Below are 14472 nucleotides of genomic sequence, written 5' to 3' on the forward strand. Positions count from 1 at the left end.
TCTTTGGTACCTTTTTCGATGTATTGATGTTGAATATTAATGTTGAATATTAATGTTGAATATTAATGTTGAATATTTTTTGATTATGGTGTGTATTACCTGCGTTTATACTCAGTGGGTTTATTGGTAAGTGAGGGTTGGCAGTCATCATTTCTTTGGCTTTATCCTAACTTTGGGTCAATAAGTACAAAAGTAGTGCTTAAACGCAGTTTTGTGGTGTTTATCCAAAGGTAATTCTTATATTAATCAATTTGACTAAAAATTTTTATAAAATCTTATTTAATAGTGAAAAAAACTAACATATTATTAAAGTCACTATTAATTTGAGGCCTTATTTGTTTTTTATAATAAGAAATTATTTTAACTTGTTGTTATATATTGTTATTTTATTATAATTTGGGGTGCTTTGAAAAACGGCGCGAAAATTGTAATAAGCTTTTACAACTTTGTTAGTTTTGTAGCCAGTAATTTCTGTATCCTATTGGCAATTAAATTAATATTTACAACTATTTAGACTTTACGAGGACGAAATCGTGATACGGAAAAAACAAATAATTATACCTATAGTCATTTTAATCGCCGGTTTTTTAATTTTCTTTTTATTCTCAAGTATGAAAACACCACCGGAAGAAAAAGCTGTTGTCAATAATGCCCCTATCGTTGCTGTTGAAGCGATTTTACTTGCACCAATGACCTTACTCGTAGATTCATACGGTGTGGTTAAACCCAAATATGAAACTGAATTAGTCGCTCAAGTCAGTGGAGAAGTTGTTGAATTATCAGAAAAGTTTGTTCGTGGTGGGTTTGTTCAGCAAGGTCAGCTATTGGCCCGTATAGATCCCAGCGATTATCAAGCGGCACTCATTGAAGCCCAAGCAACCATGGCATCAGCACAGGCATCCTTAGAACAGGAACGTGCACAAGGGCAAGTTGCTGAGCAAGAATGGCAACGTATTACTGATGCAGCGCCTACGCCGTTGAGTTTACGTAAACCGCAATTAGCCCAAGAAATAGCACGAGTAAAATCGGCACAAGCGTTTATTCTACGCGCTAAACGTAATTTAGAACGTACCGAAATTAGAGCACCTTATGATGCGATGATCGACAGCCGCAATGTCGGCTTAGGTTCGTTTGTTGGTACCGGTAGTATGATAGGTAAATTACTCGGTACCGCCATTGCTGAGGTACGTTTACCCGTTGCCGATAATCAATTAGAGTTTTTAATTGCACAAGGTAAAGACGCCAGTGTTAACTTAACCGGCATATTTGCTGGCCGTGAGACCTTATGGGCAGCGAAAATTGTCCGCAGTGAAGGTGTTATTGATAGCAAAAGTCGCATGAGTTATCTAGTGGCTGAAATTTTTGACCCTTATGCTCTACGAGATAACAATCAAAAAACACCACTACGCTTTGGTGCTTATGTTAAGGCAAAAATTTTAGGGGCAGCTATAGCACAAGCGGCCAGTGTGCCGCGTTACTTAGTTGAAAATAGTCGCGTTGCGCTGTTGGACAGTGAATCTAAATTACATTACTCAGTAGTAAAAATTGTTCGCGAAGATGGCCAAAATGTCATTATTTCAGGTGGTTTAGCTGATGGCGATCAACTGATTGTGTCAGCGCTTGACTACCCAGTTGACGGGATGAAACTAGCGTTAATTACTGACCAAGCTGACAAGCTTAATGATCAGTCAGAAGATGATATTGCAAGTGAGTCGCAAGTTGCTTTAAATGACAGTGATTCAGGGGAATAACCATGAGCACTCTTAAGCCTAAAAAATTGGCTGAAATTGACCACAGTATTGACACACATAGCGGTATTATAGCTTGGTTTGCTCGTAATAGTGTCGCCGCCAACTTATTGATGATTTTTATTTTAGTGGGTGGTTTACTCACCATTCAAACCATCAACAAACAAATGTTTCCGCAAGTTAAGATCAATTGGATTTCCTACACAGCGCCATACCCTGGAGCCGCGCCACAAGAAGTTGAAGAAGGCATAACCATTAAAATTGAAGAGGCATTGGATACGGTTCAAGGCCTTAAGCGTGTTATTACTTATTCAAACCGTAACTTTTCTAACGGTTGGTTTGAAGTTGAGTTAGATTATGATCCTCAAGTCGTGTTGGAAGAAGTTAAATCAGCAATAGACTCAATCTCTAGCTTTCCTGATGGCATGGAGCGAATCAAAGTCGAGCGGGAAAAATTTCGTCAAGAAGTGATGTATCTGAGTTTATATGGCGATCTAACCAACGGCGAATTAAAAGAGCTTGGCCGTAAAGTTCATAATGAAATTCAGCAACTGCCTGCGGTTAATATCTCTGATTTATTTAGTGGTTTAGATTATGAAATTTCGATTGAAGTCAGCAAAGATAAGCTGCGAGAGTATGACTTAAGTTTTAATGATATCGCCAATGCGGTGCGCAGTTCTTCTCGTAATATGTCAGCGGGACAAATCCGTGCAGAAAATGGCTATATTAACCTACGGGTAGAAAATCAAGCTTATCGAGGGTATGAGTTTGAACAAATTCCAGTGGTAACTTTAGCCGATGGCACGCGTATTGTGCTAGGCGAAATTGCCACTATTATTGATGGCTTTGAAGAAGGTCTACAATATTCTAAGTTCAACGGTGAAAACTCAGTCACCTTATTTATTGGTGCCGCTGATAACCAAAGCATCACAGATATTGCCAATGTGGTGAAAAAATACGTTGAAGAAAAGTCAGCAATATTACCGGCAGGGGTCAAGTTAGAAACTTGGGTTGACATGACTTACTACCTCGAAGGTCGCTTAAACATGATGGTAGACAACATGAAAAGTGGTGCTGTGTTGGTATTTTTAATGTTGGCGCTATTTTTGCGCGTGCGCTTGGCTTTTTGGGTCATGATGGGCTTACCGGTTTGTTTCCTCGGTACTTTATTCGTCATGCCACTTGAGTTTGTTAACGTCACCATCAACGTTATTAGCTTGTTCGCCTTCATTTTAGTATTAGGCATTGTGGTTGATGACGCGATTGTTATGGGGGAGAGTGCTCATGAAGAAATTGAAGAACATGGCCATAGTACCGACAACGTTATTCGTGGAGTCAAGCGTGTTGCTATGCCGGCCACTTTTGGTGTTTTAACAACGATTGCGGTATTTTTGCCATTTCTTTTTGGTGAAGGGCCATCTTCAGCGTTTGGTAAAGCTATTGGCTCTGTGGTGATTTTGTGTTTAATTTTTTCTTTGATCGAATCTAAACTTATTTTACCTGCGCATTTAGTTAAAATGAAAATGAAAGCATTTAACCCTAAAAATCCGATTGATAGATTACGCGCCTGGATTGATAGCAAGTTAAAAAGCTTTATTGAGCATGTTTATAGCCCGGCTTTAGCGATATTTATTGAATATCGTTATGGGGTATTAATGTTTTTTATTAGCTTAATGCTCATCAGTGGTGGTTTGTTTAGTGGTGGTTTTGTTCGTTTTGTTGGCCAGCCTAAAATTCCACATGATTTTCCGCGTGTTACTGTGGAAATGAATGTTGATGCTTCTGAACAAGCGACCTTAGATACCTTGCTAAATATTCAAGGGGTTATTAACCGCATTGATCAAGAAATTACCGAGCAATACGGTAATTCAATGATCTCTGATATGCAGGTTGATTTGCGCAGCAGAACCAGTGGCCAGTTAATGGTGAAGTTAGTGATACCTGAATTACGGCCGATGGATACTTTTGAGCTGGCTGATTTATGGCGTAAAGCTATTCCAAATTATCCCGGCGTTAAATCATTCACCATAGGAGACAATTTATTTGGTGGTGGCCGAGAAGATGGTGATATTGCCTTTAGATTAGAAAGTCAAAATGATGCAGAATTACTCGCAGCAGCAAAAGAATTAAAAACTAAGCTTAACTCACTTAAGGGCATTGGTGATGTCAATGACAGCCGCCAAACTAGTGCTAAAGAGGTGCAATTTGAATTAAAGCCGCTAGCCTATAGTTTGAATTTAACCTTAGCAGACATTGCCTCACAAGTGAGTTATAGCTTTTATGGTTTAGAAGCGCAGCGCATTTTACGTGACAGTGAAGAAGTGAAAGTTATGGTGCGATACCCGCTTGAGCAACGCAGCTCTGTGGGTCATGTTGATGATGTGATGATACTAGCGCCCAATGGTGCGGAATTACCCTTATCTGAACTGGCGATTATTACCTTACAAGATGGTGTGACAAGTATCCGCCGTGAAAATGGTAATCGTACTATTAATGTTTGGGCCAGTGTTGATGCGAATCAGGTCGAACCGTTTAAAGTGGCTAATGATATTCAAGATAATTTCATGCCAGAATTGTTAAGAAAATATCCCCAAGTTAACAGTGAAGTAACCGGCAGTATTCAAGAAGAAATGGATAGTGCAGATAATCAATTACGCGATTTTGTCATCTCAGTAATGATTATATTTTCATTGCTAGCGATACCGTTAAAGTCATATTCACAGGCGCTGATGATTATAGTGGTTATTCCCTTTGGTGTTATTGGCGCAGTTATTGGCCACTTTATTTTAGGGATGGACTTAAGTAATTTATCTGTTTTGGGAATACTAGCAGCTGCCGGGGTAGTGGTGAATGACTCACTCGTTATGGTTGATTATGTTAACAATGCTAGAAAACGTGGCGAACGCTTAAAAGATGCAGTGATGCATGCGGGTAGTAAACGATTTAGAGCCATCATGTTAACGTCAATTACTACCTTTATTGGTTTAGTGCCGATTATCTTCTTTGAAGTGAGTGCACAAGCACAAATTGTGGTTCCAATGGCGGTGTCACTAGCTTTTGGCGTGCTATTTGCCACGATAGTAACGCTAGTACTTATTCCTTGCCTTTACCTTATTGTTGAAGATATTAAAGTATTATTTAAGCGCAATAAAGAAGTGCCTTTAGCTCAGGCGCCAGTGTCTAATAATATTAGCAATGAAAGCTTGTAGGGATAACGTTTTAAAACTTAAAACTAAAGAAGCCATCGCAATGTGATGGCTTCTTATTAAGTTAAGCTAGTTAATTTATCAGCTATTATTTTACGCCCAGCTCTTTTAATCTCTCTAATAAGTAACTCGCATGAGTGTGCTTTTCTGACAAGACCACTTCATTACGTGGATGTAAGAATAATGGTAAAGAAATACGTGATTTAGTGGCATTATCCCCTGTTGGATTAATCACTCTATGACTGGTTGATGGAAAATAGCCTTGCGATGCCTCCTGCAGCATATCACCGATATTAACAATTAAATGACCAAAGTCAGCTGGCACATCTAGCCATTCACCATCTTGTGCTTTTACTTGTAAACCAGGCTCGTTGGCTGCGGGTAAAATAGTAAGCAGGTTGATATCTTCGTGTGCGGCGGCACGAATAGCGCCGGGTTCTTCTGTACCGTTTAATGGTGGATAATGGAGAATGCGTAACAAGGTGTTTGGCGTATCTTTAATCATCTGCGACAGCGGCTCAGAATAGTGTTTAGTGACTTCTGGTGGGCTACATTTTTCTACCCAATCAAGTAACTCACTCGCTAGATCTGAAGCCATTTTATAATAATTAAGAATATCAGTTTTCAGTTGTGCTGGAATGCGTCCCCAAGGGTAGACATGATAATATTCTTTAATATCTTTTTTGTTATGACCTTTGGCGGTTTCTGATATTTCAGGGGCAAAATAACCATCTTGCTTTTCAGGATCAAAGGCAAAGCTTTGTTTCTCCTCTTGAGAGAAAAAGATATACCAATCTTGATATATTTTATCGACTAAAGCTTGTTGAATTGGATGGTTAGTTAACACACCAAAACCTGTATTTCGTAAACTTTCAACAAATTTTTCTGCGGCATCACTTGCCTGATAATCAATAACTTGTACTTGCATAATATTTCCCTAATGCTTAATCTTTATCTTGGGTATTATACCTATTGAAATAATTTTCGCTAACTGATCCATCTATGTGTACCAGAAGTATCATATCTTCCAGTTAAAGATACGCTAGCTACAAATACATAAGTTACCGATATATAAGTTAAAGGAAAAGTGGCGAATTGACTCTCGTTGGTGAAAAAGCCAGTAATAATGCTTATTTTACTTTAGGTTAAATAACTTACTGTGTATCGAGTTTGTACAGTTTTTACCTAACACAGGGATATTGTATTGTTCATAACCATCTAACCCATCGGTTATTATTGGTTATAAATTAATTTTGTAAATAAAAGAGAAGTAAGATGATAAAAAACCTGGTTATGATAGTTTCCTTCGTGGTGTTTTTTTCAGCATGTAGTATCAATAATAGTGCTTGTGAAGATGTAACCATAGCCGCAGAGCAAGTACAGCAATGTCAGTCATTGCATAAAAAAATTATTAACACTAAAAATAAACCTTTGATACGCACAGAGTTGGAACGCAGATACCAACAAGATTGTATTGATATTCGCTACTATCGAGACGACAAACAAGCTGGAGTTTGTGGCAATAAAGCAGAAGTTGTTGAGTCTCAAAAAATTAGCCAGTAAAAGCAAATTTTTAGCTATATGTATTACCTGTTTTTTGTTACTTTAAAGTGTATTTAAAAAAATCGGGACATATAACCTGCCCCCCATAATAAAAATTTAACTGTGCGGTATGGTGTAAAAGTTGACGAGTTCATTAGATTCATTAGATCCATTAGCTAATTTAAATGCAGATTCGGCAAAAGAATCTCTTACATTACTGAACGAGTATCAAAAGCTTCAAGACCGCTACACCACCTTATTGACACTGAACCAATTATCAATTGATTGTGTTGAGCTGAGTGAATTCTTTAAACAAGTTCATCACGCGATTGCTACTGTGATGAGTGCCAATAACTTTTACATCGTGCTATATGAACAAACATTATCCACCTTAGAGATTGTTTATCATATTGATGAAAAAGACAAAATGGCTCTGGGTGTTTACCCTATGGATGACTTTAAAGGTTCAATGACAAACTACGTTATTGAACAAGGAAAAGCTTTATTGGCGACACCAGAAGTTATTGCACAACTAGCGCAAGAAAAAAAAATTAAGTCTATCGGAGCCACAGGCATCGATTGGCTTGGTGTGCCTTTAATACATGATGGTTTTGTTATTGGGCTTATGGCCGTGCAAAGTTATTCTGCAGCAACCCGCTATCAAGAGTATGAACGAGATTTACTGGAATTTGCCGCTCAACATATTGTTACCGCATTAACACGCTTACAGGATCGAGAGCGATTACAAGTCGCGGTTAATGCACGTACGCAAGAACTAATGGCACAAATTCGCGATCGAGAGAAAGCGGAGTTACTGCAAGAGTCGTTATACCGAATTTCAGAACTCACCAATGATTCCGATTTAGATATTGATACTTTTTACGACATGGTGCACAACATTGTTGGACAGTTAATTAATGCAGAAAATTTTTATATTGCTAACTATAACCAGGTAGATGATGAACTATTTTTTGCTTATCTCCTCGACCATGGTTGTAATAGCACCGAGCAAGATTATCAACCAAGAAAACTGTCAAACCACTTTACTGAATTAGTCTTAAGAAGTGGCGAAACTGTGTTGCTAGATCAGCAAGCTATGTTCGCGTTACATCAACAAGGTAAAACCATTAAGCCAGATGTTAATGTTGTATCATGGCTTGGTGTGCCATTAGTTCATTCGGGTGAAATGCTCGGTGCTATGGTTTTACAAAGTTACCAGCAAGCAATATGCTTTACTGAACAAGATGCTGAGTTATTGCGATTTGTTTCACGGCATGTGGCCTCAGCGATGAATCGGCGTAAAATTACTTATAATGAGCGCAAAGCGCATGAACTGTTAGAACACCAAGTAAAGCTGCGCACTGCCGATTTAGAAGACGAAATTAAACAGCGTAAAGCAGCCGAAAAAAAACTGCAGCATGCTGCCTCACACGATATTCTCACCGGTTTACCTAATCGAGCCGTATTTATTGAACTATTAAATAAGGCTATTGCCCTTAATAAACGGCAACCAGAATTTAAATTTGCTGTTTTTTTCCTAGATTTAGACCGCTTTAAAATAGTCAACGACAATTTAGGCCATCAAGCAGGTGACCTTTTATTGCAAAAAATTGCTCGAGCGTTAGTTGATGTGGTCAGAGGCAATGACACTGCTGCGCGGTTAGGTGGTGATGAATTTGTTATTTTAATAGAAAATATAGAGAGCATTGCTAAAACATATGAAATTGCCGATCGAATAACAGCCTTGTTATCTTCAGCATTTATCATTGAAAATCAGACCATATTTATAGGTACCAGCATAGGGGTGTTATTTAATGACGAACGCTATATCAGCGCTGATTCTATGCTCAGAGATGCTGATATAGCCATGTATCACGCAAAAAATAACGGTAAAGGGCGCTTTGAGGTTTTTGACTCAAGTATGCATACAAAAATGAAAAACGCCTTGTCACTGGAAGCTGATATTCGAGAGGGCATTGATAATCAGGAATTTATACCTTACTTTCAACCTATAGTACAACTTGTTGACGGTGAGATCGTTGGCTTTGAGGCTTTGGCGCGCTGGCAAAGTGATAAGCGTGGTTTTGTGTTAGCGAATGATTTTATAGCACTAGCAGAAGAAACCAATTTAGTGATGGCGATTGATTTACAAATTCTAGAGAAATCATGCCAACAACTGAAACTGTGGCAGCAGAATTCAGGCTCAGATCAACTTTATGTTAGTTGCAACTTATATTGTAATCATTTTTTCAGTTTACATTTACCGCAAGATATTAAAGCTATTATCGATAAAACGGGTGTGCAGCCGCATCAAATTCGTGTGGAGTTGACTGAGCGAGCTTTGTTAGACAATAGTGATGTTGTGCTCAACAATATGCGGTTATTGAACAAAATGGGTGTGAAAATATTGCTTGACGATTTTGGTACCGGCTATTCGAGTTTAAGCTATTTACATCGTTTTCCAATGGATGTGATAAAGATTGATCGTTCTTTTATCAATAGTGTGCACGAGAAAAGTAACCATCAAGCGATCATTAAAACTATTATTGATTTAGCCGCAAATTTAAATATGGAGACGGTGGCTGAAGGTATTGAACTTGAATCGGATGCACAATTATTAAGAGCCATGGGCTGTGTTTATGGTCAAGGTTATTACTATTTCAAACCGTTACCAGCCGAAGAAATAGCTAGCCTTTTTCAGTGAAAGCTAAACTCTAGTATTTAGTATGAAAAGAAAAATGCGGTAAAAGTCCACTAATAATGATCTTATGTGTGGATTTTTTAGATCTAACCTTAGCCATAATAATTATTTTATCATCATAAGGGTTATTTTTGATCTGTGTTTAAATGAACTAAAATTTGAATGTGTTGGAGTTTTTTAGCTGTTTACGGTAATTTATGCTGTAAATAAAGTGATTAACCATAAAATTGACTGAAAATGACAATGACAATGACAAGTAGCAAAGCTAAAACCTTAGACCGTATCGATTTAACTATTTTAGATGCTTTACAAAAAAATGGTCGGATTTCAAATAGTACACTGGCACAACGGGTCAATTTAAGTGCTAGCCCATGCTTAGAGCGTGTAAAACGTCTTGAACAAGAAGGCTATATCGAGCGCTATGGTGCTTTTTTAAATGCCAGTAAGTTAAAGTATGGCATGACAGCTTTTATTCAAGTGACCCTTGATCGTACCACTGCGGATATATTTAATAAATTTCGTGCACAGGTTATTGAAATTAAAGAAGTAGCTGAATGTCACATGGTGGTTGGTGGCTTTGATTATTTATTAAAATTACGTTTTGAAAACATGGAAGCCTATCGAATACTATTAGGTAATATTGTTGACTTGCCAGGAGTCTCTCAAACCCATACTTATGTGGTTGTGGAGCATGTAAAGCGTTACTCGGGTATACCTATTTTCGACTAACAAGCACAAGCTTGCAAAGTTATATTAACACTGCTTGGTTTAGCCAGTGTTTGCTTTTGTAATGTGGAACTAGTTTTCTTATATGACAGTCGATATAGTGTCTTAGATGTTTTTAGCCAATTTTAGTAAGGTATATTGCTAAATAGGCCAAAATGTAATTATAAAATAATAAAACCAAATGACTGCATTAATTGCCCAATTAGCAAGTAATTTAAGTGTCCAATTGGTAGAGGTTAATGAAATACCATGAATATATGCCCATCAAAGATAATCAAAAAATCAAGCCTAGTTGCCCTGGCCCTCATCGCTTTATTTGGCTGTAATAAGCCAACCTCTGCACCCTTGCAAATTAACCTAAAAGACTTATCTAGTGAGGTTAATGCTGACAATATTAAAGCCCATATAGAATTTCTGGCTGATGACACCTTACAGGGTAGAGATACCGGTAGTAGTGGTTATCAAATTGCGGCCAACTATGTGAAATCTGATTTTAAGCAACTGGGTTTAACTCCACAAGGGAACAATATAACCAATGAGTCTCTCGGTTTTGAACAGCAAGTCCGATTTCGTAAAACTTATCTTATTGACGGCTCTGCCCAAGCAACTATTCATGGCTTAGAGGGCGACATTGAACTGGATTTTTTGACCGATTTTTTAATGTCAGGTTCAAGTTTACAAAATGAAACGGCGATTACCGCCCCAACCGTGTTTGTTGGTTACGGGGTTATATCTGCAGAGTTTGGTTATAACGATTATGAAAACATTGATGTTAATGGCAAAATTGTTGTTGCTTTAACTGGCCGACCTGATGATTTACCCTCTGAAGAAGGTGCACATATCGGCTCAAATGCCGAGAAGAGTCGACATGCTGCAGAACATGGTGCTATTGGTTTTATTACGATACACAGTCCCAAACGTGAAAAAGTGCGCAGTTTTGAAAAATCGGCGCAATATGCAAAAGCGCCTAGTGTCAGCTGGCTTACTCAAGATAATATGCCGTTTGGTAAACAAGAAAAAATTATAACAGGAGCTTATATAGCCCAAGAGGCAGCCGAAGCGTTATTTGTAGGTGCAGCAAGCACCCTAGCTGATATTTATGCTGATGACACCAATAACAAGGCCATTAAAGGTTTTGCTTTGCCTTATCAAGTTACCTTGAAAAACCGCTCTCGTCATGAACAGATCACCAGCCCTAATATTATCGCTGCAGTTACAGGTAGCGATGAAAAATTAAAAAACGAATATGTTGTATTTAGTGCCCACCTTGACCACATTGGTATAAGCGCTGATAGTGACAATGAAGACATTATCAATAATGGCGCCTTAGATAATGCTTCAGGTGTAGCCATTTTACTTGAAACCGCACGTTTATTAGCACAAATGCCAATCAAGCCAAAACGTTCAGTGTTGTTTGTTGTCGTGACCGGCGAAGAAAAAGGTTTGCTAGGTTCAAGTTATTTTGCCAATAATCCCACCATACCTGTGTCGCAATTAGTCGCCAATGTGAATTTGGATATGCCATTAATTTTATATCCCTTTGCTGATGTTATCGCTTTTGGCTCTACTCATTCAACGATGGGGAAGATTGTTGCGACAGCAGCAAAGAAAATCGATATAGAACTGAGTGAAGACCCCATGCCAGAACAGGCACTTTTTACCCGTAGTGATCATTACAGCTTTGTTAAGGTTGGCATTCCATCGGTATTTTTAATGACAGGTTTTAAATCAACAGATACAAGTATTGATGGTGGTGCGGTATTTGGTGATTTCTTGAAAAATCATTATCACCAACACAGTGACGAAATCACCTTACCGATAAATTACCAAGCGGCGGCTAACTTTGCATTGGTTAATATGATGATAGGTTTGGAAATTGCTAACCAAGTGGCGCGACCACAGTGGCATAGAGGTGATTTTTTTGGCACAACATTTGGGCAATAAATAAACTGATAAGGTTTTAATTAGGGCGATTAAATTCAGCTGAGAAACGCTTAAATAAGGAATTTATGAATTAATGAATGCTCTTAAATATGCCCAGCAAGCCAATGGTTCTTTTGCCTTACCCGACGTGTGTTTTAAAATAAAAGCCTTGATGGAAAATGAGGGTTCTACGCTAGAAGATTTCGTCAATGTTATCAGTGTGGATCCCTCGATGACATCGCGTTTATTACCAATGCCTAATAGTCCAATTTATAGCTTGCCCGGTGAGATCAGTACCATTTCACGTGCCATTACTATTATTGGTACGTAAGCTATTTACAACCTGATGTTAGTCGATGAAGCTGCGACAGCCTTTAAGCACTTTTCAAATCAATCGATCGATTTAAAGCGCTTTTGGTGTTTTAGCGCACTTTGTGGTTTAGTGACAAAAAACTTAGCAATGACCACCGGTAATTCAAGATATAGAACGCCTATTTGTTGCGGGCTTATTACAAAATTTTGGCGAGCTCATTGTTGTTAAAATTTCGCCTGCGTTAGTAAAGCAAAGCTTATAATGCGGATGTATTACCCTGGCAACTACAGCAACAGCAATTGGGTTTTAGTTACGCTGAAGTTTCTGCTGAGTTACTTAAAATTTAGCAGTTACCAGAAAAATAATTTTACCTATTCGCCATTATAATAATGCCCATAATATTGAACTCAATAAAGATGTCCACGTGTGGTATTTAGTATCAGGATTGGCATTAGTCGCGTGTCATCCTGAGATTTTTAGTTACGATGATAGTATTGATGCAACACTATGTCAGGCCTTGAAAATATCAACAGATGATTTAGAAATTGCGGCAAATTTCGCGACAATAGAAACCGATAATATCTTCAATATTATCAACGCTAAGTTTTATGGTTAATGCGGCTTAACAGGTGCAAAAAATATTATACAGGCTACTCAATAAATGCTGCGGTTAAAAACAAGACTTTATTAAAAAAGCCTGCTAGCATCGATCAGTTAATAAAAGTTACCTCAATAAGAAAACGGGCGCTGTGAAGTAAAAATTATAATTATTAGCCCTAAAAAAATACAACGAAGGATACTTATGAGTACAGAAAGAGAACATTTCAGTTCCCGCTTAGGGTTCATTTTAGCCGCTGCAGGTTCTGCAGTTGGTATTGGTAATTTGGTTGGCTTTCCAGTGAATGCGGCCAAAAACGGTGGTGGTGCATTTTTATTAATGTACGCTGTTTTTGTTTTACTTATATGCTTACCTGTGATGGTTGCTGAAATGGCTGTTGGCCGTAAAACGGCGAAAGAACCGGTTGGGGCTTACAAAGCGCTAAGTGGCGGTAGTAAAGCTTGGGGGGCAGCAGGTTTTCTTGGTGTGTTAACGCCCTTTATGATTGCTATATTTTATATGGTAATAACGGTATGGATTTTTGGCTATCTTGTGCTGACGCTAAGCGGTAATTTAGATTATTTAGCTAGTAATAGCGGCTTTAGTGAGTTTGTTAATAGCCCCTACTTATTTGTCGGTATGATTGTCGTGGCAGCCATTATTAACTTTATTCTTGTAGCAGGTGTTAAAGATGGTATTGAGCGCGCCTCAAAAATATTGATGCCAACCTTGTTTATTATGCTACTGATTATGGTGGGTTATGTCCTAACACTAGAGAATGCGCTTTTAGGTGTTGAGTTCTTTTTAATTCCGGATGTTGCTAAAATTACCCCATCGGTAATTAATGGCGCTTTATCACAAGCATTTTTCTCCTTGTCTCTAGGTATGGGAATATTAATCACTTATGGCTCTTATATTGACCGTAAAACTGATATTGTTGGCTCAGCAAAACTTGTTGCTCTGACCGATACTGCAGTGGCATTTATCGCTGGCTTAATGATTTTACCCGCGGTATTCTCATTTAATCCCAACGTTAATCCAGCTGAATTAAGTGATAGTTCAGTGTCATTAATCTTTACCTTTTTACCTAAAATATTTTTAGCATTACAAAGCTCAATCGGTTACATCGGCGCGAGTACTGTCGCGGCATTTTTCTTTACTTTAGTCTTCTTTGCCGCCATCACCTCGCTAGTGTCAATTTTAGAAGTACCGGTTTCTTATCTAGTCACGGAGAAAAAACACAGTCGTAAGAAAGCATTGTCAATATTATTGATGAGTGCTGGGCTACTCACTATTTTTGCTACCTTGTCGTTTGGTATGGTGTCATTCTTTACCGAGTTTACCTCATATGCTGGTGGCGTGAGGTCATTTTTCGATGTGGTATATGATGTTTTCTATGAGACTATTTTACCCTTGAATGGCTTTTTATTATGTGTATTTGTTAGTTATCGATGGAAGAAACTTAATTTATCCCAAGAGCTAGCGATAGGTAATGAAAACTATATAGGGTCTTGGGCCGAAAAGTATATTAACTTCTCTTTAGGTACTTTTATCCCTGTCATTGTTTTTGGTATCTTTATCAATACCGTGGTGCAAAAATTCTTTGGCTATAGCATCTTTGGCTTTTAAAATTTTGCTAAGCTAGCATAATTTAAGACGAATAAAACACGTTAAATAATACTTAAGGCCGGATAATTTGTTATTATCCGGCCTTA

10 protein-coding genes are annotated in these 14472 nt (G+C 38.0%); 9 read left to right on the forward strand and 1 reads right to left on the reverse strand.

Going from position 1 to position 14472, the window contains the following annotated elements; translation table 11 throughout:
- Positions 1-533 precede the first annotated feature (533 nt).
- Together H4J46_RS14460 and H4J46_RS14465 are read left to right on the forward strand one after the other, a co-directional pair.
- Entirely contained in the window at positions 534-1751 is a 1218-nt protein-coding gene (locus H4J46_RS14460) for an efflux RND transporter periplasmic adaptor subunit (protein ID WP_182234154.1), read from the forward strand.
- A 2-nt stretch (positions 1752-1753) separates the two neighbouring features.
- Positions 1754-4957, forward strand: coding sequence for an efflux RND transporter permease subunit (locus H4J46_RS14465; protein WP_182234155.1), 3204 nt, complete (start codon positions 1754-1756; stop codon positions 4955-4957).
- An 85-nt stretch (positions 4958-5042) separates the two neighbouring features.
- Here the strand turns inward: H4J46_RS14465 and H4J46_RS14470 are convergent, their stop codons facing one another.
- A complete protein-coding gene (locus H4J46_RS14470) occupies positions 5043-5882 on the reverse strand; it encodes an isopenicillin N synthase family oxygenase (protein WP_182234156.1) in 840 nt (279 codons plus the stop codon).
- Positions 5883-6229: 347 nt separating this feature from the next.
- Between H4J46_RS14470 and H4J46_RS14475 the strand changes: the two genes are divergently transcribed.
- The 7 genes from H4J46_RS14475 to H4J46_RS14500 all read left to right on the forward strand — a co-directional run bounded on the left by H4J46_RS14475 (position 6230) and on the right by H4J46_RS14500 (position 14386).
- Positions 6230-6517 carry a hypothetical protein gene (locus H4J46_RS14475; protein WP_182234157.1) on the forward strand — a complete coding sequence of 96 codons (288 nt, stop codon included), beginning with the start codon at positions 6230-6232 and terminating at the stop codon, positions 6515-6517.
- Between the two features lie 121 nt (positions 6518-6638).
- Positions 6639-9200 (forward strand): EAL domain-containing protein, encoded by a 2562-nt coding sequence (locus H4J46_RS14480; RefSeq protein ID WP_182234158.1) that lies wholly within the window; start codon positions 6639-6641, stop codon positions 9198-9200.
- 246 nt (positions 9201-9446) lie between these two features.
- Complete coding sequence (locus H4J46_RS14485) at positions 9447-9926, forward strand: winged helix-turn-helix transcriptional regulator (RefSeq protein ID WP_404851799.1); 480 nt, start codon at positions 9447-9449, stop codon at positions 9924-9926.
- A 246-nt stretch (positions 9927-10172) separates the two neighbouring features.
- Complete coding sequence (locus tag H4J46_RS14490) at positions 10173-11867, forward strand: M28 family metallopeptidase (RefSeq protein ID WP_182234160.1); 1695 nt, start codon at positions 10173-10175, stop codon at positions 11865-11867.
- 73 nt (positions 11868-11940) lie between these two features.
- On the forward strand, positions 11941-12177 hold the full coding sequence (locus H4J46_RS17380) for an HDOD domain-containing protein (RefSeq protein ID WP_259365887.1): 237 nt from the start codon (positions 11941-11943) through the stop codon (positions 12175-12177).
- A 406-nt stretch (positions 12178-12583) separates the two neighbouring features.
- On the forward strand, positions 12584-12775 hold the full coding sequence (locus tag H4J46_RS17385) for a hypothetical protein (protein ID WP_259365888.1): 192 nt from the start codon (positions 12584-12586) through the stop codon (positions 12773-12775).
- A 186-nt stretch (positions 12776-12961) separates the two neighbouring features.
- Positions 12962-14386: a sodium-dependent transporter gene (locus H4J46_RS14500; protein WP_182234161.1), complete on the forward strand. Its 1425-nt coding sequence runs from the start codon at positions 12962-12964 to the stop codon at positions 14384-14386.
- Positions 14387-14472 lie beyond the last annotated feature (86 nt).

The sequence above is a fragment of the Colwellia sp. MB02u-6 genome (genome assembly GCF_014077095.1).
In the GTDB taxonomy this organism is placed as follows: domain Bacteria; phylum Pseudomonadota; class Gammaproteobacteria; order Enterobacterales; family Alteromonadaceae; genus Cognaticolwellia.

What these genes read in the sequence shown, in the direction of transcription:
- H4J46_RS14465 (WP_182234155.1), top strand. Translation starts at nt 1,754, where the DNA reads ATGAGCACTCTTAAGCCTAAAAAATTGGCTGAAATTGACCACAGTATT.
- H4J46_RS14470 (WP_182234156.1), bottom strand. Translation starts at nt 5,882, where the DNA reads ATGCAAGTACAAGTTATTGATTATCAGGCAAGTGATGCCGCAGAAAAA.
- H4J46_RS14475 (WP_182234157.1), top strand. Translation starts at nt 6,230, where the DNA reads ATGATAAAAAACCTGGTTATGATAGTTTCCTTCGTGGTGTTTTTTTCA.
- H4J46_RS14485 (WP_404851799.1), top strand. Translation starts at nt 9,447, where the DNA reads ATGACAAGTAGCAAAGCTAAAACCTTAGACCGTATCGATTTAACTATT.
- H4J46_RS14490 (WP_182234160.1), top strand. Translation starts at nt 10,173, where the DNA reads ATGAATATATGCCCATCAAAGATAATCAAAAAATCAAGCCTAGTTGCC.
- H4J46_RS17380 (WP_259365887.1), top strand. Translation starts at nt 11,941, where the DNA reads ATGAATGCTCTTAAATATGCCCAGCAAGCCAATGGTTCTTTTGCCTTA.
- H4J46_RS14500 (WP_182234161.1), top strand. Translation starts at nt 12,962, where the DNA reads ATGAGTACAGAAAGAGAACATTTCAGTTCCCGCTTAGGGTTCATTTTA.